The 22,822-nt window shown below is 59.7% G+C and carries 21 protein-coding genes; 7 read left to right on the top strand and 14 right to left on the bottom strand.

Annotation, left to right across the window (positions count from 1 at the left end; all coding sequences use genetic code 11):
• Window positions 1–2: 2 nt before the first annotated feature.
• Complete coding sequence (gene minE / locus MSNKSG1_RS01070; RefSeq protein WP_008937377.1) at window positions 3–254, top strand: cell division topological specificity factor MinE; 252 nt, start codon at window positions 3–5, stop codon at window positions 252–254.
• 12 nt (window positions 255–266) lie between these two features.
• Here the strand turns inward: minE and MSNKSG1_RS01065 are convergent, their stop codons facing one another.
• Window positions 267–1,271, bottom strand: coding sequence for a DUF2804 domain-containing protein (locus tag MSNKSG1_RS01065; RefSeq protein ID WP_008937376.1), 1,005 nt, complete (start codon window positions 1,269–1,271; stop codon window positions 267–269).
• A gap of 138 nt (window positions 1,272–1,409) precedes the next feature.
• Between MSNKSG1_RS01065 and MSNKSG1_RS01060 the strand changes: the two genes are divergently transcribed.
• From MSNKSG1_RS01060 to MSNKSG1_RS01045, 4 genes are all read left to right on the top strand, one after another.
• Entirely contained in the window at window positions 1,410–2,147 is a 738-nt protein-coding gene (locus MSNKSG1_RS01060) for an START domain-containing protein (protein WP_008937375.1), read from the top strand.
• 69 nt (window positions 2,148–2,216) lie between these two features.
• The gene (locus tag MSNKSG1_RS01055) at window positions 2,217–2,708 is read left to right on the top strand and encodes a CBS domain-containing protein (protein WP_008937374.1); all 492 of its coding nucleotides are present in this window, start codon (window positions 2,217–2,219) and stop codon (window positions 2,706–2,708) included.
• A 24-nt stretch (window positions 2,709–2,732) separates the two neighbouring features.
• Window positions 2,733–4,118, top strand: coding sequence for a PhoH family protein (locus MSNKSG1_RS01050; protein WP_040886509.1), 1,386 nt, complete (start codon window positions 2,733–2,735; stop codon window positions 4,116–4,118).
• A gap of 130 nt (window positions 4,119–4,248) precedes the next feature.
• Window positions 4,249–6,201, top strand: a complete 1,953-nt coding sequence (locus MSNKSG1_RS01045; protein WP_008937372.1) for an alpha/beta hydrolase — start codon at window positions 4,249–4,251, stop codon at window positions 6,199–6,201.
• On the opposite strand, the gene MSNKSG1_RS01040 is transcribed toward MSNKSG1_RS01045, so the two are convergent.
• The 3 genes from MSNKSG1_RS01040 to MSNKSG1_RS01030 all read right to left on the bottom strand — a co-directional run bounded on the left by MSNKSG1_RS01040 (window position 6,182) and on the right by MSNKSG1_RS01030 (window position 10,182).
• Complete coding sequence (locus MSNKSG1_RS01040; protein ID WP_008937371.1) at window positions 6,182–7,876, bottom strand: methyl-accepting chemotaxis protein; 1,695 nt, start codon at window positions 7,874–7,876, stop codon at window positions 6,182–6,184. The genes MSNKSG1_RS01045 and MSNKSG1_RS01040 overlap by 20 nt on opposite strands.
• Before the next feature lie 145 nt (window positions 7,877–8,021).
• Window positions 8,022–9,473 carry a sensor histidine kinase gene (locus MSNKSG1_RS01035; RefSeq protein WP_227497921.1) on the bottom strand — a complete coding sequence of 484 codons (1,452 nt, stop codon included), beginning with the start codon at window positions 9,471–9,473 and terminating at the stop codon, window positions 8,022–8,024.
• A complete protein-coding gene (locus MSNKSG1_RS01030; RefSeq protein WP_008937369.1) occupies window positions 9,457–10,182 on the bottom strand; it encodes a response regulator in 726 nt (241 codons plus the stop codon). The genes MSNKSG1_RS01035 and MSNKSG1_RS01030 overlap by 17 nt, the downstream gene beginning before the upstream one ends.
• A gap of 253 nt (window positions 10,183–10,435) precedes the next feature.
• On the opposite strand from MSNKSG1_RS01030, the gene MSNKSG1_RS01025 reads away from it, so the two are divergent.
• Window positions 10,436–10,777: a hypothetical protein gene (locus tag MSNKSG1_RS01025; protein ID WP_008937368.1), complete on the top strand. Its 342-nt coding sequence runs from the start codon at window positions 10,436–10,438 to the stop codon at window positions 10,775–10,777.
• Window positions 10,778–10,789: 12 nt separating this feature from the next.
• Window positions 10,790–11,311 carry a cytochrome b gene (locus tag MSNKSG1_RS01020; RefSeq protein WP_008937367.1) on the top strand — a complete coding sequence of 174 codons (522 nt, stop codon included), beginning with the start codon at window positions 10,790–10,792 and terminating at the stop codon, window positions 11,309–11,311.
• A 20-nt stretch (window positions 11,312–11,331) separates the two neighbouring features.
• Here the strand turns inward: MSNKSG1_RS01020 and MSNKSG1_RS01015 are convergent, their stop codons facing one another.
• The 10 genes from MSNKSG1_RS01015 to MSNKSG1_RS00970 all read right to left on the bottom strand — a co-directional run bounded on the left by MSNKSG1_RS01015 (window position 11,332) and on the right by MSNKSG1_RS00970 (window position 22,686).
• Window positions 11,332–12,684, bottom strand: a complete 1,353-nt coding sequence (locus MSNKSG1_RS01015; protein ID WP_008937366.1) for a sigma-54-dependent transcriptional regulator — start codon at window positions 12,682–12,684, stop codon at window positions 11,332–11,334.
• Window positions 12,681–14,459, bottom strand: a complete 1,779-nt coding sequence (locus tag MSNKSG1_RS01010; protein ID WP_051067750.1) for a sensor histidine kinase — start codon at window positions 14,457–14,459, stop codon at window positions 12,681–12,683. The genes MSNKSG1_RS01015 and MSNKSG1_RS01010 overlap by 4 nt, the downstream gene beginning before the upstream one ends.
• A 116-nt stretch (window positions 14,460–14,575) precedes the next feature.
• A complete protein-coding gene (locus MSNKSG1_RS01005) occupies window positions 14,576–16,762 on the bottom strand; it encodes a TRAP transporter permease (protein WP_008937364.1) in 2,187 nt (728 codons plus the stop codon).
• Between the two features lie 85 nt (window positions 16,763–16,847).
• The gene (locus MSNKSG1_RS01000; protein WP_008937363.1) at window positions 16,848–17,825 is read right to left on the bottom strand and encodes a TAXI family TRAP transporter solute-binding subunit; all 978 of its coding nucleotides are present in this window, start codon (window positions 17,823–17,825) and stop codon (window positions 16,848–16,850) included.
• A 249-nt stretch (window positions 17,826–18,074) separates the two neighbouring features.
• Window positions 18,075–18,500, bottom strand: a complete 426-nt coding sequence (locus tag MSNKSG1_RS00995) for a secondary thiamine-phosphate synthase enzyme YjbQ (RefSeq protein ID WP_008937362.1) — start codon at window positions 18,498–18,500, stop codon at window positions 18,075–18,077.
• An 18-nt stretch (window positions 18,501–18,518) separates the two neighbouring features.
• Window positions 18,519–19,589, bottom strand: a complete 1,071-nt coding sequence (locus tag MSNKSG1_RS00990) for a succinylglutamate desuccinylase/aspartoacylase family protein (protein ID WP_008937361.1) — start codon at window positions 19,587–19,589, stop codon at window positions 18,519–18,521.
• The gene (rimK, locus tag MSNKSG1_RS00985; protein ID WP_008937360.1) at window positions 19,586–20,491 is read right to left on the bottom strand and encodes a 30S ribosomal protein S6--L-glutamate ligase; all 906 of its coding nucleotides are present in this window, start codon (window positions 20,489–20,491) and stop codon (window positions 19,586–19,588) included. The genes MSNKSG1_RS00990 and rimK overlap by 4 nt, the downstream gene beginning before the upstream one ends.
• Window positions 20,488–20,985 (bottom strand): ATP-dependent zinc protease family protein, encoded by a 498-nt coding sequence (locus MSNKSG1_RS00980; RefSeq protein ID WP_008937359.1) that lies wholly within the window; start codon window positions 20,983–20,985, stop codon window positions 20,488–20,490. Before MSNKSG1_RS00980 ends, rimK begins: the two co-directional genes overlap by 4 nt.
• Window positions 20,936–21,856, bottom strand: coding sequence for a mechanosensitive ion channel family protein (locus tag MSNKSG1_RS00975; protein WP_008937358.1), 921 nt, complete (start codon window positions 21,854–21,856; stop codon window positions 20,936–20,938). The genes MSNKSG1_RS00980 and MSNKSG1_RS00975 overlap by 50 nt, the downstream gene beginning before the upstream one ends.
• 17 nt (window positions 21,857–21,873) lie before the next feature.
• The gene (locus tag MSNKSG1_RS00970) at window positions 21,874–22,686 is read right to left on the bottom strand and encodes a hypothetical protein (RefSeq protein ID WP_008937357.1); all 813 of its coding nucleotides are present in this window, start codon (window positions 22,684–22,686) and stop codon (window positions 21,874–21,876) included.
• Window positions 22,687–22,822 lie beyond the last annotated feature (136 nt).

Here is a 22,822-nt window from a genome sequence, read left to right as displayed (position 1 = left end):
GCATGAGTTTTCTTGACTATTTCCGGAGCAAGAAAAACACCAGCGCCAATGTCGCCAAGGAACGTCTGCAGATCATCGTGGCGCACGAGCGTGGCCAGCGGGAACAGCCGGACTATCTGCCGCAGCTTCAGCAGGAGCTGCTTGCAGTCATACGCAAGTACGTCCAGATTTCCGACGACATGGTTCAGGTCGAAGTGGACAGGAACGACAGCTGCTCGGTTCTGGAGCTGAACGTGACCCTGCCCGAAAAATAGCCCGGCGCGGCCTTACCATCGGGCGAAGTGATCTTCCATCAATCCCCGTAGCCCGGCTACGGGGATTGATCGGCCCTCCGAATCCACCACCGTCCCCTCGAAGGTTCCCGCGAACTGGCGAAAATTCGATGCCAGGACGCCGATATTGAGTTTTTCCTTGCGTACTCCCGCCGGCACAAACCGGAGATCCACACGTCCATCCTCGGTGGTCACCCGCCACTCGGTGTCCGGCCGATAGCGGTCAAAAAGGAACCGGGCAGGCGCCAGGCGTGTGCACACCCCATCAAACCAGAGCGCGTTTTCCGTCAACCCGGTCTCGTTCACACCGGCTGCCAGATTCAGACCCACCGATCGACCATCCGGCAACACACCGGAGATACTCGCCCAGTTCCAGGCCGTCTCCCGTCGCATGAAGCCACAGCTCCAGTCTATGGCGGCCCGGCTGGTTTCGTCGCAGCGCCAGACCTGATTCCCCCAGCGGATTTCCCCGTCCACGGGAAGACCCGCGGACTTTCGTGTGAACACCCAGCCGTTGTAACCAGCCGGCGACACCAGCCGCAACGGATCACGGTCGTCCCGAAACTCCAGGTCGATACGGATGCCATCCGGTGCGCTCACGGAAACATTGCGCCCGCCAGCCGAGGGCTGGATCGCCAGTTCCGTCGGCCCTTTCCGGAAAAATGCATTACCGTGTTCGGGATAGGGTTCCAGCGTGACATTCCTTGCCAGCGGTTGAAGCAGAGACCGCTCCAGCATGAGACCGGACTCGAAGTCGTAAAGGTAGAAAAAGCCATTGCCCACCAGCTTCAGGTCCACCAGTGCCAGTCCGAACACCCACCCCGGAGCCATGACACTCACGAACTGAAACTGGTTGAAACGCCAATGGCGGGCAAACCGTGAGCGGCGACGGTCCATCACAGTGCGAAGATCATAATCAAGGTAATTGATGTGATCGACTGGCGCTTTCAGTATGCCGGGTGCCACCTGCCCCCGCTCGTTGATCAGTCTGGTCGTCATGATAATCCGTCAGAAGAGGCCAATGGAGATCGCCGGGGCCTGAAGGGGCTACCTGGTTCACAATCCCCGCTTTCACGGCTTGGTCAAAGGCAGCCACATGCTAGACTCGGCGGCATCATAGTCAAGGAAGTGTAATCGATGACGCGCTCAACAGCCCGCGGATGGACAGGCCAGATATTCAGGCACGTGATGTTGGTCACCCTGACATTCCTCTTCGTATCTTCCGGGGCCCACGCTCAGTCACCGTTGCCCGATGAAAACCAGGCCGACTGGCAACTGCAGACCGAGACAGACAACATCCGGATCTATACCGTCAAACAGCCCGGCTCGAAGTTCGAAGCCTTCAAGGCGGTTGCTGTCCTGGACGCCCCCATCGAAAACCTGATGGCGGTCATGATCAACCCGCGCTCTTGCATGGAATGGGTTTACAACTGCAGCGAATCCTACGGTTTCGGAGACGGCAATTTTCACGACCGGTTTGCCTATTCCGTCAACGACATGCCCTGGCCGGTCACGGATCGGGATTACGTGCTGCGTATCCGAACCCGGGGTGACCATGACAGCGGCGAAATCGTCATGGACCTGAACGCCACACCCGACCAACGCGCGGAAAGCAGCGGGCGGGTTCGCGTCGATCAGTCGGACACCCTTTACCGGTTTATTCCCGAGGGCAGGAAAACCCGGATGATCTGGGTCCAGCACACCAATCCGAATGGTGCCCTGCCAGGCTGGCTCGTCAATTCATTGCTCGTGGACATCCCCGTCCGCTCCATGGAAGCACTGGAAGAAGTTGCCCAAAAACCGCGTTACCAGGGATTCAGGCTGGTATGGGATCAGAACGGACAGCTCGCCGGCGTGGAGAAATCCGATCCTTAAGGGGGTGACGGCTCTGGCAACTCGCGCTAAGCTTTGGGTAAATTCACGGACAGAGGTCACCCCAGCCTGATGACCGTTCTCGCTCACGAGATCATGACCCCCAGTGTCAAGGCCGTCCCCCAGAACTGGACCATGGAGCGTCTCGCACGCTTCCTGACAGACAACGAAATCACCGGCAGCCCGGTCACGGATGATCAGGGGGAAATTGTCGGCATCGCCACCCTCAAGGACATCACTGAATTTCGCTGGAATGCCTCCCGCTCCAGGCCCGACGACCATCTGACCTCGGAAGAAGCCGCCGAGGCCCGCCGGCTTCGCATGGCGATCTTCGAGGAGATGGGCAAGGTTCCCGTGGAGGTTCGCGACATCATGACGCCCATCGTGCTGTCGGTTGACGAACAAACGCCGGTACGGGATATCGCCGATATCATGATGCGCGAACACCTCCACCGTATCTTCGTGACCAAAGACGCCCGAATTACCGGCATCATCACAACCTATGACATGCTCAAACTGATTTCCAACCGGGAACTCACGCAACGCTGCGCCGAGAACGACTGAGCCACCAGAGAGGTAGCGCACCCTATGCCCAGAGCACCGCAAGCTCGCAAGAAGATGTACGTCCTCGACACCAACGTCCTGATCCACGATCCCAACGCCCTCCTCAACTTCGAAGAACACGATGTCATCATCCCGATGACGGTCCTGGAAGAACTGGACAGCCTCAAGTCCGGCAAGCAGTCGGTGGCTGCCGACTGCCGACAGGCGATTCGCAACATTGACAGGGTTCTCGGGGATGCCACCCCCAAGCAGATCGAAAAAGGCGTGCCCATCGTGCGGGGCAAGAAAGCAGATCCCCTGGGCCGACTGCAGATCCTGATGAGTACCGAGCTGCCCGATACGCATTCGTTACCGGAACACCTGAACGACAACAAGATCATCAATACGCTCGCAGCGCTCCAGAATCGCCACAAGTCCCGGGACATCATCCTGGTGAGCAAGGATATCAATATGCGCCTGAAGGCCCGGGGCTTCGGGGTGGAAGCGCAGGATTACCACAACGATCAGCTACTGGACGATATCGACCTTCTGCCGACGGGCTATCACGAATTCAGCAACTCTTTCTGGGACAATATCGAAAAGGTCGAAACCGTTCAGCGTGAAGGGGCAACAGAGCATATTCTGCGCCGGGAGGGCGCGCTGGCGCGTGTAAACATCAATGAATTCGTCATCGACGAACTGGGTTTCGTCGGCAAGGTCGTGGATCTCGACGAGACACGTATCGTTATCCGGGACCTGCACCAGCACGACCTGATGAACGAGGAAGTCTGGGGCCTCGTGCCACGGGATATCTACCAGGCGATCGCCCTGAACCTGCTGCTCGACCCGGACGTCCACCTGGTCAACCTGACCGGTTCCGCCGGCTCTGGCAAAACCATCCTCGCCCTGGCTGCCTGCATAGAGATGACCGTTGCCAGCAAGCTCTACAAGCGGATCATCGCCACCCGCTCAACCCAGGGGCTGGACGAGGATATTGGCTTTTTGCCCGGCACCGAGGCAGAGAAAATGGAGCCCTGGCTGGGCGCCATTGTGGACAATCTCGAGGCCCTGCATGAAGACGATGAAAACATGACCGCCTCGGTCGATTACATCCTCAGCAAGGTCCCCCTGCACTTCAAATCGATGAACTACATCCGCGGGCGAAGTTTCCAGCACAGCCTGATCATCATTGACGAGTGCCAGAACCTGACGCCCCACCAGATCAAGACCATCATTACCCGTGCGGGCAATGGCTCGAAGGTGATCTGCCTGGGGAACCTGGCCCAGATTGACACGCCCTACCTCAGTGCCCTGAGCTCGGGCCTCACCTACATGACCGAACGCTTCAAGAGCTTCCGCCACGGGGCACACGTGCATCTGCAGGGCGTTCCCCGCTCACCCCTGGCCGAGTTCGCCGAAGCCAACCTGTAGCTCCCGCCGACGAGTTGACCCTGGCGACAATCCCCGGGGTCGACTCTGCCATCGCCTGTTGTCGCAGCGACGTTTAATGTGAACCGCGTCACAAAACGTTACTCAACAACAACAAAACAGGCGAAGAACCATGCAGAAACTTAACCTGCTCCTGGTATCTGGAGTATGCGCCCTGTCACTCGCTGGCTGCGGCGGCGGCAGCACCGACTCATCCAGCACAACCCCGACCAGAACCGAATCCTCGGTCGCCCAGAGCCCGACTCCGGCGCCCGGCGTCGTCGAAGGTGATACCCAGACAGCCCGGCCCTTGCCGGCGAGTACCGAGGAGCTTGCCGCGGCCTCCTGCGAACAGGGCACGGATCTATCCGGCGGTCGAAGCTATCGGGTCGAAATGCCTTCCCGGGTGGACGGGGCAGCGATTGTGTTCCAGGTTTTCGAACCGACACTGTTCGATTGCCAGGCCCATCACCCATTGATTCTCCAGGGACACGGTTTCAGCGGCTCGCGAACCACCGATGCAGGCAATGACCCACTGTCGCCCATCAAACCCCTGGTGGATGCAGGCTATGCCGTCATCAGTATTGACCAGCGGGGTCATGGCGAGAGCGGCGGCACCATTCGCGTCATGGATCCGGATTTCGAAGGGAAGGACCTGGTCCAGATCGTGGACTGGGCAGAAGCCAACCTCGATTACCTGAAGTACGAGAACAACAACCTGCTGCTTGGGGCCGTTGGCGGCAGTTATGGCGGTGGCTATCAATACATGCTCTACAACGTCGACCCGGACCGGCGCATGGATGCCATGGTGCCCCAGATCACCTGGCACGACCTCGACTCCAGCCTGAACCCCGGCGATGTGACCAAGAACTACTGGTTGGCTTTCCTGTCTGTCATGGGAGACAGCCAGACCGATTTCTCCATGGATCCCTATTTGCGGTCGTCGCTGCTGGAGGGCATAACCACCGGTTACTTCCCGCCCGGCGCCCTCGCCTTCCTGCATTACCACAGCCCGAGTTACTTCTGGCAGAACGAGCTGGACCTCGCCCTGCTGGACAGCGGCAATACCAGCGACTATCTGCTGGATCCGGTTACCGGGAAGTTTCCGCTGACCAGCGACGGACGGTTTATCGTCAAAACCCCGCCCCGTCAGCCCTATCCGGTGGACGTACTGATGTTCCAGGGAATGCGCGACAACCTGTTCCCGTTTAACGAAGCGGCCGAGAACTACCGGATCCTGAAGCAGGCAGGCGGCGATGTCCGTCTACTCACCTACCCGTATGGCCATCATTACCTGGCCCCGAACGTCGGCCTGATCCAGGAAACGCTTTCCAGTCTGACCTTTTACAGCGGAGAACTTCCCCAGCTGGCCACCGGGGATCTCAACGGCCTGACCAACTGTGGCGACATCAATGTGACCCGGGCGACCGTTGCCTGGTTCAACGAGAAACTGCTCGGCAAGGGCGATGCGGATAACGTGATCACCACCGGTCAGCAGATCTGCTACACGCTGGCACCGGGGGATTCCGTTTCGGCACCGGCCATCACCCGGGGTGGTGAATCCTTCCCGGTCGGACTGGACCTGCTTGGCAATACCACGCCGGTCCCGGTACCCATGGGCGCCGCGGGCACCCTTCCGGTGATTGTGCCGCTGGATACGCTGACCGAAGACGGAGTCATTGCCGGCATCCCCACCGCCACGCTGAATGTCAGCACCGGGCTCCCGGAGATCGACTCGCAATGCCTGGAACAGAGCGATCCGATTCTTCATGTCGGCACCTGTGACGCCATCATGTTTGTCGGCGTAGGCATCATCCGCCAGAACCAGCCAACACCCGAACTGATTGACGAACAGGTTCAGCCGGTCCGCGGGCTCGGCAGCCATGAATTCGATCTCACCGGCATTGCCGAACGGTTGCACGCGGGTGACCGCCTGGTGCTGATGCTCTATGGCCAGCACCCGACCTTCGCCGGCGCCTTCTCCCGGGATCTCGTGGTGCCCGCGGTACAGGTGTCCGGTACTGTCTCATTGCCGCTGTTAACGTCAGACGGCCAGGCGGCCCTGCCTACACCCGGTAACGGCTGACCTCCCCTGACAGCTGGGAAGCCAGCTCTTGCATCCGCTGGGTCGCATCACCGGCCCGGCGGGTGCCACCCGCCGTCTGTTCCGTGATCGCCACGATCTCGTGAACGTTCTGGTTGATCGCCTCGGAGACGCTGGTCTGCTCTTCGGCGGCACTGGCGATCTGGGTGTTCATCTCGGTGATGGTACTCACCGCTTCCCCGATTTTCCTGAGCGCTTCATTGACCTGGCGGGTTTCTTCCACCGTCGCTTCGCTGCGCTCGCTGATGGCACCGATGATCCGGACGGCATCGCCAGCGCCCGACTGGAGTCCTTCGATGGTTTGCTGGATTTCCTGAGTACTCTGCTGGGTCCGGCTGGCCAGTGTGCGAACCTCATCCGCTACCACCGCAAAGCCCCGTCCCGCCTCGCCGGCGCGAGCCGCCTCAATGGCCGCGTTCAGCGCAAGCAGATTGGTCTGATCGGCGATCTCCCGAATCACGTCGAGAACGCTGTCAATCTTCCGGGAATCCGTACCGAGCCGTTCAATCACGCTGACACCCCGGGCCACCTGGTCCGAAAGCCCGGCCATGCTGTCGACGGCCTGCTGTACCAGACCCTGCGCGTCGCAGACCTGCGCATTGGCGTGACCGGCCGCGTCGGATGCCTCACTGGCGTTGCCGGCAACTTCCTGGGCAGCTGCGGTCATTTCATTCATCGCCGTCGCCACCTGGTCGCTCTCTGAAGTCTGGCGCTCAACACCACGTTCGGCCTCACTCATCACCTGATTCAGTTCTTCGGTGGCTTCGTTCAGTGTTCGGGTCGATGACAGCACCCGCTCAACGAGTCCATGGACCTGATCGGCAAAACTGTTGAACGCAGCGGCCAACTGGCCAAGCTCGTCCCGTGAGTCCACCTCAAGACGGCGGGTCAGGTCGCCATCGCCACCGGCAATATCGTTCATGGCTGACACGGCGCTCTTCAGCGGACGGATAATGCTGCGGACCACGAACAACGCCAACAGAACGATCAGCACCAGGGCAATCACCGAGGTCGTCACAGAACCTATGACACTCTTGTCGAGGGAACCCTCCACTTCCTGGCGCATGCCGGCGACCTGATCATCCAGACCATTCACCCAGAACCCGGTACCGATCATGATGTTCCACTTGGGCAACATCTCGGCATAACCGAGCTTCGGTTCCACCTTGCCCGTCTCGGTGTTTTTCCATCCGTAGGACACGTACCCGCCTCCATTCTGGGCGGCCTTCACCAGTCCGCGGATCAGGTAGACACCGTTGGGGTCCTGCAGATCCCACAGGTTTTTGCCTTCCAGCGACGGCTTGGAGCCGTGCATGACCACATTACCCTTCGGGTCATAGCCAAAAATGTAGCCGGCGCTGCCGGAATCGTTGAAACGCAGCCCCCGGAGGATGTCCATGGCCCGCTCGCGGATTTCCGGGTCATCGGCCGAACCGGGCTGGTTATAGAGGGTGGCGATGGAGGTTTTGGCGAGCTGGACGTAATTCTTGAGTTCCTCGCGCTTGCTGGCTTCCATATCGCTGGCGAAACTCTGCACGGCGGCATCGCCAATCTGCTGCGCCTGATGGAGGTTGTATGTTGTCAGAAAGGCAGTCAGGGCAATCACCGGCACCAGTGCTAGCAATAATACCCGCGTCTGAATGGTCAGATTTTTCATTGACTTCCAATGTTCGTTGGGTGGGACGTTGGCCGGTGATACGGCCCCGGAAAAGGCGCCGATACTACCCAAAAAGGGGTACAGATATCATTGGACGAAACGCGACGTTTTTATACGGTGTGTAACAGGGCATCTCTACGCCGCTTCAGGAGTGTCCGGGATTCGGCAGCGTTATCCTTACTCGCATGCCCGGGCCGTCCGCGCGGTCATCGATGGCAATGGTTCCTCCCATACCCAACACCAGCGTCCGGGCAATGGCCAGACCAAGGCCGGCGCCGCCACTGTCCCGGCTGCGCGAGGTTTCCACCCGGAAAAACGGTTCGAAGACTTTCTCCCGCAGCTCGGCCGGGATCCCCGGCCCGCGATCAGCAATGTCGATGGAGATGGAATCCGGATTGACGACCATCGACACCCGGGCCTCATCGCCATAACTGACCGCGTTCTCGATCAGATTGCGCGCCGCCCGGCGAACGGCTTCCGGCCTGCCCTGCATGATGCAGCGCGGCATCTCCTCACAGGTCACCGCCATCCCGATCTCGGCAAGATCGTCACACAGGCTCTCGAGCAGAGCGGCCAGATCGAATCGGCGGGTCAGCTCCGAAGCGCTGCCCCGGATAAAATCCAGGGTGTCCTCGGCAAGCCCCTGCATCTCGGCCAGGTTATCCAGCAACCGGGTTCTATCCTCGCCCTCTGGCAGCATTTCAACCCGCAGGCGCATCGCGGTCAGCGGTGTGCGCAGGTCGTGGGCCAGGGCCGCCAGCAAACGCGCTTTCTCGTCCTGGGATCGACCCACCTGGTGCTGCATGTCGTTGAACGCCCGGATGACATCGCGAATGTCTTCCGGGCCCCGCTCAGGAAGGTACCGGGGAGTCCCCTGTGAAAAGGCCACGGCTGCTTCCCGGAGTTTGCGGACCGGCGCCAGGATGTACCGCACCGCCAGCAACACCGCCGCAATCAGAAGAACCGCGGTAACACCGGCACCGATCAGCGCGGCCTTCAACCAGAGCCACGAAGGACGCGGTGGCAGGGCCACGGCGTTCAGCCACTGACCATCCTTGAGGTCGAGCGACAACTCCAGCACCGGCGGGCAATCCATTTTCCGAAGACGTTTGTGCCAGTCTTCCTGATATTCCTCGATCAGGTCGTCATGCTCGTCGTGATGTTCGTAGTGTTCGTGATGGTCATCGTTCTCACGCTTGCAGCGATCATCGTCGACGAGAATCCGGGTCCGGACGTCGTGACTGGCAGACGTGAGATCGGAAAGTGGGCCCTCGGACAGCAGCCATACCGAGAACGGTGGCGAGGCATCTGCCTTGAGAAGCGGCTCAGGATCTTCGGACAACTCCAGCAAGGGGTCGCTGAGTGCGGTCAGTGCCCGTTTCCGTCCGGCCTCGGGCATGCTATTGACCAGGGCATAGGCGTTACCGACCCGTTGCAGAAGATTGTTCAGACCCGCCGTCTGTAACGCGCCCTGACGCTCGCCCACCATCATCCAGAAGGTGACCCCCTGCGCCAGCAGCATCACCACAATCACCAGCAGTACCAATTGGCTGGCTGCCCGCCTCGGGAACAGGCGCATCTCAGTCGGCCTCCACATCGGCGGTCCACTGGTATCCCCCGCCCCAAACCGTTTTGATCAGTTCCGGGTTGCGCGGATCGTGCTCCAGCTTTTTTCTCAGCCGGCTCACGCGGTTGTCGATGCTTCGATCAAACGGGGCAGCCTCACGTCCCTCGGCCAGATCCAGCAGGTGATCCCGGGACAGCACCCGTCCCGCGTGATTGAGGAAAACCAGCAACAGATTGAACTCGCCGGTGCTCAGCGCCACCTCGACGCCCTCCGGGTCCACGAGTCGCCGACGGTCCACATCCAGGTGCCAGCCTTCGAATCTCAGCTGCCGCCCGGCGGCCTGACTGGCCGGCGGTGGCAAGGCATCGACACGGCGGAGCACCGCCTTGATTCGCGCCAGTACCTCCCTCGGATTGAACGGTTTGGTGACATAATCGTCCGCGCCCATCTCCAGACCGATGATCCGGTCCGTGTCTTCTCCCATGGCGGTCAGCAGAATGACGGGCAACGAGGTGTGCTCCCGCAGGTATCGGCAGAGTACCAGTCCGTCGTCCCCCGGCATCATGATATCCAACAGCACCAGACTGACCCGGTGGGAACTCAGGCGCTGCTTCATGGCGACCCCATCCTCCGCCTGAAGGACCCGAAACCCGTGGTCACTCAGATACCGGCTCAGGAGATCCCTGATTTCCCGATGGTCGTCCACCACCAGAATTTGTGGCGCCTGCTCGTCATTCATCACTCGTTTCAACTTGTCCAAACCTCTGACAGCCTGATTATAGGGGCATCGCGGGTGATCTTCGGTGCCGACTTTGTCGCAGGTCTTGTCGGCGAGCGGGGTTGCGACAATTTGCGACAAAAAAACCGCCGCTCCGACACACTTTCACGACAAAGGCCCGCTTTACTGTGTGCAATTCCGACGCAACCGAGACCCCGTCTCCGGTTGATCCGGCGAATGATCCTGACACAGACGGCAAAGGAGAGAATTGATCATGGCCATATCACAACGCAGTAAACGGTATTCACTGTCCGCACTGCTCGCAGCAACCCTGCTCGTCGGCCTGACTCCCACCTACAGTTTCGCGGAAGATGATGACGATGAGTACTCCCGTCAGGCCTGGGCACCGGCCAGCATGGACAAGAACTACTCACCCGAGGAGATCCGGGTTATGGCCGAGGCCACTGCCCTGAAACGTTTCGGCCCTGGCTCAACCGCCACCATCTCCAAGCAGAATGACGGTTACAGGATCCAGCTGCGGGACAGCAACAACAACGTTGTCAGTGAGCGGGACGTATCGCTCGTGGGCAACAAGGCAAACGCTGAGCAACAGTAAAGGAGAGTGCGCATGACCTGGCTGGACTCTGACAATCGATACGGTCTCGTTTCCAGGGCCATTCACTGGCTGATGGCCGCCTTCCTGATCTTCATGCTGCTGAGCGAAGTATGGATGGAGGCCTTCGAGGAGATCGGCGGAAGCTCCGGCATGCCACTTCACCAGGGGATCGGTCTCGGACTGGGAGCGCTTCTGGTGCTGAGGCTGTTCTGGCGACTCGTCAACTGGGGGCAGATCCGTCCGCCCGAGCGCTGGCGGATGGCAGCCAGGCTGGGACATATAGCACTCTATGGCCTGATGTTCGCCCTGCCCCTGACAGGCCTGTTCACAACCCTGGGAAGTGGACACGGACTTCACCCCTTCGGTCTGACGCTGATCGAACGCGGACCGGAAATCGAGTGGATGGAGGAGATTGGTGAAGACGCCCACGAGGTGATGGCCAATCTGCTCTGGTTCGTGCTGGCCGGCCATGTGCTTGCCGCCCTGCTCCACCACCATGTCGTCGGTGACAACACCCTGCGAAGAATGGCCTGACAAAACCGGTCCGGACGGGCTCAGTCCTTGAACTGAGCCTTGTCGAGACCGTGTTTTTTCATCTTGTCATACAATGTCTTACGGGCGACACCGAGATGCACCATGGTGTCCTTGATACTGCCGTGGCAGGCATTCAGCGCGCTGATGATGGCAGAGCGCTCAAACCCGTCCACCATTTCCGACAGCGTCTGGCGCCCCGTGATATTTGTCTCTCCAGCGGACTCACTGTCATCCAGGGCGGCCGGTCCGAGAAGCACGTAGCGCTCGGCGAGATTGCGAAGCTCCCGCACGTTTCCCGGCCAGGATCGCTGCATCAGCCGTGCAGCCTGACCGGCATCGAGGGGCACACTTTCACGGTCATACCGGGCTGCCGCAATAAGGACGAAGTGATGAAACAGAAGCGGTATATCTTCTTTCCGGTCCCGAAGCGGTGGAATATCCACCTTGACCACGTTCAGCCGGTAATAGAGGTCTGAACGGAACCGGCCGGCGTCGCTTAGCGCCTTCAGGTCCTCTTTCGTCGCTGCGATGATACGGACATCGACGTCCCTTACCTCATTACTGCCGAGCCGTTCCACGCGTTGCTCTTCCAGTACCCGCAGCAGCTTCACCTGAAGCGGGAGGGGCATGCTCTCCACCTCATCCAGGAACAGAGTGCCCCCATGGGCGTGCTCGATCTTGCCGATTCGTCGTTTATCCGCTCCGGTGAAGGCTCCGGCCTCGTGGCCGAAGAGTTCACTTTCAATCAGGTTTTCCGGAACCGCTCCGCAGTTGATCGCGACAAAGTTATGGGCGCCCCGGGCACTGCTCTCGTGAATATATCGAGCCAGTGCATCCTTGCCTGAGCCGGTTTCACCATGCAGCAGGATGTTGGCTGAGATCTCCAGAATCGGATTGACCATGGCCAGCACCCGCTGCATCGCCGGGGAATCCCCGAGGATACGAGGGCCGGGTTTCGCCATGTGCCGCAACTGGGCCTTCAGCCGCCGGTTTTCGAGCGCCAGCTGGCGTTTTTCCATCGCATGCCGTAACAGCTCGATCAGCTCCTCATGATCGAATGGCTTTTCAATAAAGTCGTAGGCGCCTTGCTGCATGGCGGATACCGCTGTACTGATATCGCCCTGCCCGGTCAGGATGATGACCGGAATGCTGTCATCCACCGCCCGGACCTTCTCCAGCAACTGCAGCCCGTCCATCCCCGGCATGTTGTAATCGCACAGGACAATGCCTTCGAACTCGGGGGTGATCGCGGGCAAGGCGGACGGTCCATCCGGATGACAGGCCACCGGTATATCCTCGAGCGCCAGCGTCTGGGCCATGGCCTGCAGGATGTGGGGATCATCGTCCACGAAAATGACCGAGGGTTGACTCATTCCATGACCTCACGCTTTGGCAGAGTGACAACAAATTCGGCCCCGGGGCCGTCTTGACGATTAAAGCCGGTCAGCGTCCCACCGAGCGCATCGACAATCTGACGCGAAATCGACAGCCCCAGCCCCAGTCCCTGCTTGACCGATTTGGTGGTGAAAAAGGGCTCGAAAACCTGCTCCGAGTTGGCGGGCAGCCCGGTTCCATTATCACGGACCACACATCGCCAGTTTCCGTCGTCCTCTTCAATGTCGACGGAGATCACCGGACCGTCAACCCCGTCCACGGCCTGCACGGCGTTCGCCAGCAGATTGACCATTACCTGTTCGATGCGAATCAGGTCCCCGTGGCATATGACCGGGCTCCCCGGACGGTGCCACCGTATCCGTGGCGTTCCCTCACCCCGTTGAGCCGAAACAATTTTGAGCGCTGCGTCCACCGCCAGGCGAACGTCGACACTCGTGGGAGGCCCTTCGGACTTGCGGGCAAACACTTTGAACTGACGGGTCAGCTCGGCCATCTTGTCGCACAGGGTGATGATCTCGGCGAGATTGGCGTCAACCATATCCGTCGTCCCCTTCTGCAGAAAACGCCGGCTGTTTCTCGCGTATGTCTGAATGGCCGTCAACGGCTGATTCATCTCGTGATTCAGACCCGCCGACATTTGCCCGAGCACCGCCAGCTTGGCAGCCTGAATCAGCTCCTGCTGGGTTTCCCTGAGCTCCTGCTGGGCCCGCTCCCGCTCGAACACTTCTTCCCGCAGTTGCCGGTTGGACCGTTCCAGGTCTGCTGTTCGCTCAGCAACGCGCTGTTCTAGCTGCTCCCCTCTCTGGGCCAGCTCTGCTTCACGACGGTATCGTTCTCTCACATACAGCCAGGCAAGCAGGATGGCCAGGTAAACGGCGACACCGCCAATAACAAAGGCGATCCGCGTCCAAAGAACCCTGGCGGTGGACACCATGACTCTCAATGACCAGTCCAGTCTTGGCAACGGTGTCGTCACGCTGAGGTACTCCCGTGTTCCCTCGCTGGTCTCGACACTGAGTTTTCGGGACTTCTCGGATACCCCCCATGGGCGACCCAGGTCATGGATCTTCATGGCACGAAGCTGGCGACCCGGGTACCGTTGTCGGATCTCCAGTGCCTGCTGTTCCTCACGTCGACCCGAAAAATCCCGATACAGCCAGTCCTGCTGACTGGCCAGAAAGCTGATGCCTGCACTGTCCAGCACCACCATCTCCGCACCATCGCGATTGAGCGGCCGGTGCCACTGGGATTCCAGGTCGTCCACCTGCACTTTCATGGCCAGTACGCCGAGTATCACGCCGTCGTCACCCCGTAACGGGTGTGAGAAATACAGACCCCGGACACCGGAAGTAGAGCCGAGAGCAAAGTAGATCGCGGAGTCCCCGCTCTTTATCGCGTCACTGAAATAGGGCCGGTAGGCGAAACGTCGGCCGACGAAGCTGTCCCGCCGGCCAAAATTGCTGGCGGCCACCGTCAATCCCGAATCGTCCATCAGATAGACATCGGAACTACCCACGATACCCGCCATCCGTTGCATCTTCTGATTGGCTTCAAGGATCACCTCCGGCTGGTCCGGATGCCGCAGCGCGCGCACCATCAACGGATGCTGTGCCATGAGTTCGGGAATGGGCAGATAACGGTTGAGCTCGTTGGCGACCAGTTGACGATACCGGAACGACTGCTCAAGACTTTCCTGCTCCACCTGTCGATAACCGAACCAGTCACCGAGCAGCCAGGAGAGGCCCAGAGTCATCAGGAAAGCCAGAAGGATACCGAGTCGCACAGATAGGTTTCGCCGAGTGGAAAATGTCTAGCGTAACGTTCCGGCCGGCCCGGGACAATCGGTCCCGCCGGCCGGACGCGGGCCTGTCAGGAGGCGATGGAAACCTCGGGCTCCCTGCGCTTGCGCTGAACCATAAGGACCGCCATACCCATGACAATACCGACCAGATCGGTCCAGCCACCGCCCTCGATCATCAGCAAGGCTGCGGCAATCAGAACCAGCCGGATCATCCAGTTGGCGGCAATCTGCCCAAACCACCCCATGACGCCCCCGGACAACAGGTAGACACCAATGGTGGCTGTCACCAGGGCCCGAGCCACCTCAAACCACGGGGCATCCATCAGCAGTGCACTGTTGTAGAAGAACATGAACGGCACAATGAACGCGGCAATACCGACCCGGAAAGACGCCACGGATGTTTCCATGGCATTGGCGCCGGAAATACCCGCTGCCGCGTAGGAGGCCAGGGCCACCGGCGGCGTGATTGCGGACACCACCGCAAAATAGAACACGAAGAAGTGGGCGGTCAGTGGCTCAATACCAAGGTCCACCAGGCCCGGCGCCACAACGGATGCGGCAACCGCATAGGCGGCGGTTGTGGGCATACCCATGCCAAGAAGGATTGAGATGAACATGGCAAAAATAAGGGCGAGCAGATCGCTGTGGGCAGCGATATCCAGCAGCATGGACGAAAAGCGTGCGCCCACGCCGGTCAGAGAGATGACGCCCACAATCACGCCGGCGGCGGCGCAGACCACAATGATCTGGATCGCCATCACCGAGGCAATATCCAGCGCATGCAGGATCTGACGGGGGCCCATCTTGTTCGGAGACAGCCAGCTCACCATGGCGGCCGCCACCATGGCCAGGGTGCCCGACCGTATCACCGAATACCCGAGGAACAGGGCGACCACAAGAATGATGATCGGGATAAACAGATAGCACTGCTTCACCAGGCGCGACAGTTTGGGCAGTTCATCCTCCCGCATCCCGCGCATCCCGGTCTTGGCCGCTTCGAAGTCCACCATGAAGTAGACAGACGCAAAATACAGAATGGCAGGAATGATGGCAGCCACGGCAATCTCGGTATACGGAATACCGGTGATCTCGGCCATGATGAACGCGCCCGCGCCCATGATCGGCGGCATGATCTGCCCACCGGTTGACGCCGCAGCCTCTACGGCACCCGCGGTCTGCTTCTTGTAGCCCACCTTTTTCATCAACGGAATGGTCAGTGAACCGGTCGAAACGACATTGCCGGCACTCGTACCGTTGATCATGCCCATCAGGCCGGAGGCAAATATGGCAACCTTGGCGGGCCCCCCACGGGAGCGGCCTGCGCACGCAAACGCGAAGTTAACGAAGTAGTCCCCGACTTTCGAGGCCTGCAGAAACGCCGCGAAGATAATGAACAGAATGATGTAGGTGGACGACACCGCCGTGGTCGGCCCAAGGATACCCGCATCGGTATAGACCTGACTGAAGAAGCGCTGAACCGTCAGCCCGGGGTAACCGAGGAAGCCCGGCAGATACTCACCCGTGAACACGTAAACCAGAAAAACGAGCCCGATGATGACCAATGCCATGCCGGCGACCCGACGGGTCATTTCCAGAATCAGCGCCGTGCCGGCAACCGCCGCGAACGAAATGCCGATGGGCGCAAACGACGTACCGGTCGACATGCGCAGGGGCGTGTTGTAGATCACCAGCAAATAGGCGGCGACCGCCAGCGAACACACCATCAACACGAGATCCGGCGCACTGAACCTTGCCCGGCCGCGCTGATGGAACCAGCTGATCACGATGCCGCCAGCCGTCGCGACGATCAGCGGCCAGCCAAAGTGCCATGCCTCCACTTCCGGCTCGACACGCATGGCTCCGCCCTGCAGCATCTGATAGAAAGCGAAACCCTGATAGAGCGCGTACAGCGCCGGCAGCATCACTATCCCGGCCGCCCAGGTGGTCCAGCGGTGACGGACGACCCGATCATCGTCAGAGGCAAACCGGGCACCGGCGTACAGCATGAATCCCAGCACCAGGGCTCCGGCCACATGGACTATCCGGAACGACCAGGTTTCCATGGGTTCGATGTTCAGTGAATAGAGGTGGAAGGAGGAATAGGCAATGGTCATCACGGTGACCAGTTTGAGCAACCACCCATCAAACAGCCGGCGATTGGGCTCTACAGGCTCCTCATCCACGTTATGGGCCAGGATATGGTCTTGGTCCTCGGTCACCCGGGGCTCGTGTTGAATCTCGTGTTCGGTTGTCATGGTAGATACACCCTGCTAGCGGAAAGGCCGGGCCGGCAATGGTGCCGGCCTGTCGAAGGGGCCCGTCAGGCCCCCTCGGCGACGTTTACGGATGGATCCGGTCAGCCGGAATCTCATAACCGTTTTCGTTGAACCAGCGCGCCGCGCCCGGGTGCCAGGGCAGGACGTTGTTTTTGCTGTAATTCTCAGGAACAGAGGAACGGGCTGCCTTGTGAATGGACATCATCTTGTCGTTGTGTTCCATGGTCAGCTTGACCATCTGGTAGACCAGATCGTCCGACACGTCGCAGTTCGCCACCGCAAAGTTCCACATGGATACCACCTGTGAGGGCTGCTCGAGAGACTTGTAGGTGGTTTTCGGAATGGTGAACGCCGCGACCGGGAAGGCGTCGGTCACTTTTTTCAGCTGAGCCTCATTCATCCCGATGATGTTGATATCGGTCTGGACTTCCAGTTGGCTCACCGCCGGAATCGGGATTCCCGCTGCAAACGCGACGACATCGATCAGGCCGTCCTGAAGCTGACCGGCCAGATCCGACCAGCTACCGTTGCGGCGCTCATACTTCACGCCGAGCGTGTCCATCATCTTGGGGAAATAGGTGTCGGAGGTAGAACCCGCCGGACCGAAGCCGATAGTTGCGCCATCCGGGATGTCGTCGATGGTCTTGATGCCGGAACCGCTGAGGGCCGTAATCGAGAAGGGCGTCTGGTACATGGGGAACATGGCACAGACGTTGTCCATTTTCATTCCCGGAGCCAGCGGGCTCTTGCCTTCCATGGATTCACGGGCCGGACCGAGGGTCGTCAGACCGAAGTTGAGGTCGCCGGTATGGACCAGCGCCATGTTCTGCATCGGACCACCGGTGATCTCCGCACCACCGGAAATACCCAGTTTCTCGGCCATGTAGTTGGCCCAGCCAGAGCCGTACGCGAAATAGGTTCCGCCCTGACTGGCGGTACCCACCGTGAAACTTTCGGGCCAGTCCGATTTGTCCTGGGCACTGACAGGACCACTCATGACGGCAGTCGCAGCAACAGCAGCGAGAATCGCTTTGAAATTCATAAAAAGGCTCCCTGAATCATTGTGTTGGTTATCGGGTGCTTTACACGCCGCAAAGGACGACGCTGCCAATCAGGGAGCAAAGGGCAGACCAGCTTCGGAAATTACTTACAAAACGGAAGGTTACTGAATTTAAAAGGAAAAAATGAGCGGAAAACGGGTGGATACCCACTCACCGGGAAGGCGCTGATGGGTGGAATTCCACCCATCGGTCATATCAGAACCGGAGCACGTTCGGAAAAGACGTTGCGGCTACCAGCGACCCTGAAGCGTTGCCAGGATTCGGCGGCTCCCGGCCTGGTCCCGGTGTTCGCAGAGATAGATTCCCTGCCAGGTGCCAAGAGCCAGGTGACCGTGGCTGACGGGAAGGGTGAGCGACGGACCGATCAATACACTCTTGATATGGGCCGGCATATCATCCGGGCCTTCCATGGTGTGCACGAAGTGGGGGGAATGCTCCGGCACCATCACATTGAAGTGTCGCTCCAGATCGCCACGCACATCCGGATCGGCATTCTCATTGACGGCCAGGGATGCGGAAGTGTGCTGGATGAACAGGTGCAGCAGCCCGACCTCGCAATTTGCGAGACTGGGCGCCTGGGCCAGCACTTCGTTGGTGACCAGGTGGAATCCGCGGGGTAGCGGGGCCAGTTCAATCAGGGCCTGATCCCAGATCATTGCCGTGTCTCCTCGTCACTACTTCTGCAAGTCGTCCCAGGGATGGACCGGAACCACCGCTTCGGTCGTTTCAGCCTCAAAGGAACTGCGAAAATAATCCATGGCTTTTTCCGCTTCACTGAGCTCGTCGAAACGGGCAACGTGATAGATGGCCTCGCCCTCGTTCACCAGTGGCAGGTTGTTCACACAGATCACGATGCCGGAACAGGGCGACGTCACCGCGGTTTCCGATTCACCAAACGGATCGGCAACCATCGCCAGCCGCTGCCCTTTTCGGACTTTCTGGCCCAGGTGGGCAACCGGACGCATGATGCCGTCGATGTCGGCTCTCACCCATTGCGAGTTCGCCGCCGTTTCCGACCGTTTCCGGGGAGCCTTGGGACCTTTCTTCGCCGGCACCATTGCAAGTTCCCGCATGACCCGGATTACGCCCTTCACGCCACTGGTAATGACCACGTCATCAAACCTCAGGGCTTCACCGCCCTCAAACGTGATGACCGGTATATCCAGCGAATCGGCATAAGCCCTCAGGCTGCCTTCCCTGAGCCCGGCGTTGATAATGATCGGCGCCCCGAAGGCCTCCGCCATTCGAATCGTCTCGGGATTCTTCAGCTCGGCCCGTATCTGGGGCAGATTGAAGCGATGAATCGCACCGGTGTGAAGATCGATAATGTGGGTCACGTTTTCCATGATCTGGGTGCGAAGCAGGTAGGCAATGCGCCCACCGAGCGACCCGGTCTCACTGCCGGGAAAACACCGGTTCAGGTCGCGCCGATCCGGCAGGTAGCGGGTGCGCTGAACGAACCCGAAAATATTCACGATGGGTACCGCGACGAGGGTACCCCGCAGATGCCGGAGCGCAGAATTGGTCAATACCCGGCGCACAATCTCCACGCCGTTGATCTCATCACCGTGGATCGCACCGCACACCATGAGTACCGGTCCGTCCCGGCGACCATGAATGACTTCAACCGGAATGTGCAGTGGCGTGTGGGTATAGAGTTTGGCAACGGGTACTTCAACCGTCTGCCGGGTACCGGGTTTGATCTGTACCCCGGCGATTTCAAAGGGTGCTCGCGCCTTGCTCATCCCTGCCCCTTGGTTCGAGTCTTCCAGGGCTTCTGGTTCTTTTCGGTCCAGTTAATGATCATGCCCGCCACGTTCTTGCCGGTGGCGTTCTCGATGCCTTCCAGTCCCGGCGATGAATTCACTTCCATCACGAGAGGGCCACGGCTCGAACGCAACAGGTCCACACCCGCCACATTCAGACCCATGGCCTTGGCGGCGGCAATCGCGGTACGGCGTTCCTGGGGCGTGATGCGTACCAGTGAGGCTGTGCCACCACGGTGCAGGTTGGAACGGAACTCGCCTTCGGCTCCCTGACGCTTCATGGCCGCGATGACCTTGTCGCCGAGCACGAAACAGCGAATATCGGCGCCACCGGCTTCCTTGATGAACTCCTGAACGAGGATGTCCGCTTTCAGGCCCATAAAGGCCTCGATCACGCTCTCCGCAGCCTTGCGGGTTTCAGCCAGGACCACACCGATACCCTGGGTCCCCTGCAGCAGCTTGATGACCACCGGAGCACCACCCACCATCTTCAGAAGTTCAGGCACGTTGTCGGGCTTGTTCGCGAAACCGGTGACCGGCATACCAACGCCTTTGCGAGCCAGCAACTGCAACGAACGGAGCTTGTCCCGTGAGCGTGTGATCGCCACGGATTCGTTGACCGGGAACACGCCCATCATCTCGAATTGTCGAAGCACGGCGGTTCCATAGAATGTCACCGAGGCACCGATTCGTGGAATGACCACATCGAAAGCTTCCAGATCTTCCTCGTGGTAACTGATCCTGGGATCGGCGGAGGTGATGTTCATGGAACAGTGCAGGCAATCAATCACTCGCACTTCGTGGCCGCGATTGATTCCCTCCTCCACCAGTCTCCGGGTGGAGTACAGATTCTTGTTTCGCGACAGTACCGCAATTTTCATGTGTCAGTCCTTAAAACCGGTTCGCCGGCAAGATAGGAAGATTCGGGGTAAACTGCCGAGCGACCCGCCATGGCGGTTCGGCCCAGCAACATCCGGAACCGCATCGAGTCCCGGTTGGTCAGCGTCATTTCAATGGGCCAGCTCTGGTTGCCCACCACCACGGTCGTCTCGATCACCAGCCGCAATTCCCTGTGCCCTCCGGAATCCGATACGTTGCGCTCATCGAGAACCTTTGCATCACACTCAACCACGTGATGCAGATCGTTCTGGACCGGGTGCACCCAGAACCGGACGCGACGCTCACCGTTTTCGGTGTAAGGTTCGGTTCGAAACGTATGGAGGCAGGAGGTCCGGGCGCCGGTATCGATCTTGGCCTTGATCCGGGCAATATCCAGATCGGGCAGGGAAACCCATTCCCGCCAACCAAGACATACCCTGTTGTCCTTATTGACCGGCTTGTCCTTCGGGGCTGACTCGCTGGGTACTTTCGGCATCCGATGTATCCTTTTTTTCGGGGCTGGATTCCGGGCTGATCAGCTGCACCCGGAAGGGTTCGGAGTGAGTGCCCGCATACACGCTGGTATGCGGAAAAGGTATCTCGATACCCTCTAGGTCCAGCATGCCCTTGATCGCAACCATCATTCTGCTACGCCCCTCGAGAACCTTGTCAAGAGGGACCCAGACCGAGAACTGCAGATCCACAGAAGAAGGACCGAACGCTGTCACCAGCACGAAAGGCCGCGGCTCCTCGAGGCAAATTGGCTCCTGTTCAGCGAGGGCCAACAAGAGGGATTCCACCCGCTCCACATCTTCAGCGTAGGCAATACCGACCACCAGGTCGAGACGACGGATCGGAAAACGGGAGCGGTTGATGACCTGGGTCTTGATCAGCGTTTCATTCGGTATCCGCACATACAGGTTGTCGGGCGTCCGCAGCTTTACGCTGAGCATGTCGATACCGACCACCTCTCCGATGGTTGCGTCCACCTCGATCACGTCGCCGACTTCGAAAGGTTTCTCCACCAGCAGGAACAGCCCGCTGATCATATTGGACGCCGACGTCTGGGAGGCAAAGCCGATGGCGACTGTGAGGATACCTGCGGCACCCAGCACGACATCCAGGGAAAACCCGGCTTCTCTCAGCGCCGCGATCGCAAACAGCGTGACGATCAGATAAAACACCAGCCGCCGAACCATCAGCGCATGATGCCGCGACGTCCGCTCCGCCATCACGCTGGCAACGCTGCGCGCAGCGGCCGCCCCCACCACCAGGCCCAGGATCAGCAGGAACAGTGCACTGAACCACTGGGCCCAGGCAACGCCGTCGATCACAGACACCAGGCCTGTCTTGATATCCTCCAGCAAAATGAACGCTCCTGCGATTAGCCAAACATTCGATCAAACGCCCGCACCAGCCGGCCCCGGGAACTTTTCTCTCGGGCGTCGCCAACCTTGCGACAATGGCCGGCGGCCGGCAGCAAGGTCGTGTCGACCCGAAGGCTTGCGGAATTCATATCGGTTTCACATTCCACAGTCACCCCCGGCGTCCACAGTTGCGCTCGATCATTCTGATGCAACGACAACAATGGTGTCGGAAGGCTGAAACGCTCCAGCAGCAAAGGCTCTGACCGTCGGTTGATGATTGTTACCGGCGTCACCGCCCGCCAGGGGCGTTTGGGAACCGCCTCCAGTACCAGCCGGGCAAACGTTGACGAGGAATAGCACAACTCGCCCTCCATGGTGTTCCGGCCCACCCAGGTCATCAGTGGTGTAGAAAGCGGGATTTCTGTCAGCGGAGTCTCGTTCGGCCCCACGCAGACCTTCATCCAGACCATGGTGCCGACATAGATGACACAACGCCCACCCGCCGGGATCGTCATCGGCTGGAACGGCCGTATTACGGTCGGCAGACTGGCAACTGCCGGCATGAACGTGATGGTACCGCCGTCGTTTTCCGGGCGAATAAATCGCTGGAGCGGCACATCGAGGGACGGCAACACATGCCCTACGCGCTCGGTCCATGCCGAGGGGTCACCCTGTGCTTCAAGCGTCCTCAAACGCACCTGCCACTCGAGATCCAGAAGCGTTACCCATAGCTGGACGTGGCCTAGTTCGTGATATTGGGTCTGACCGGATTCCAGTGTGTAGGGTTGCCGCCAGGCGCCATCCCGCCGATTTTCGGATTCCTGAATCATCCGCTCCTCACTCCCGTTCAAGCGCCATTGATCGGGGTTAACTATAATCCAAACCCGCCGCCCCAGCGAATACACAAGTTGGTGATTTTATTGAAACAGCGGCTGTAATTACCCGTATTCGGGGCAGCCCGGGGAA

Origin of the sequence: Marinobacter santoriniensis NKSG1, assembly GCF_000347775.1 — a bacterium.
GTDB lineage: Bacteria > Pseudomonadota > Gammaproteobacteria > Pseudomonadales > Oleiphilaceae > Marinobacter > Marinobacter santoriniensis.
This window is presented reverse-complemented; position numbering and strand designations above follow the sequence as displayed.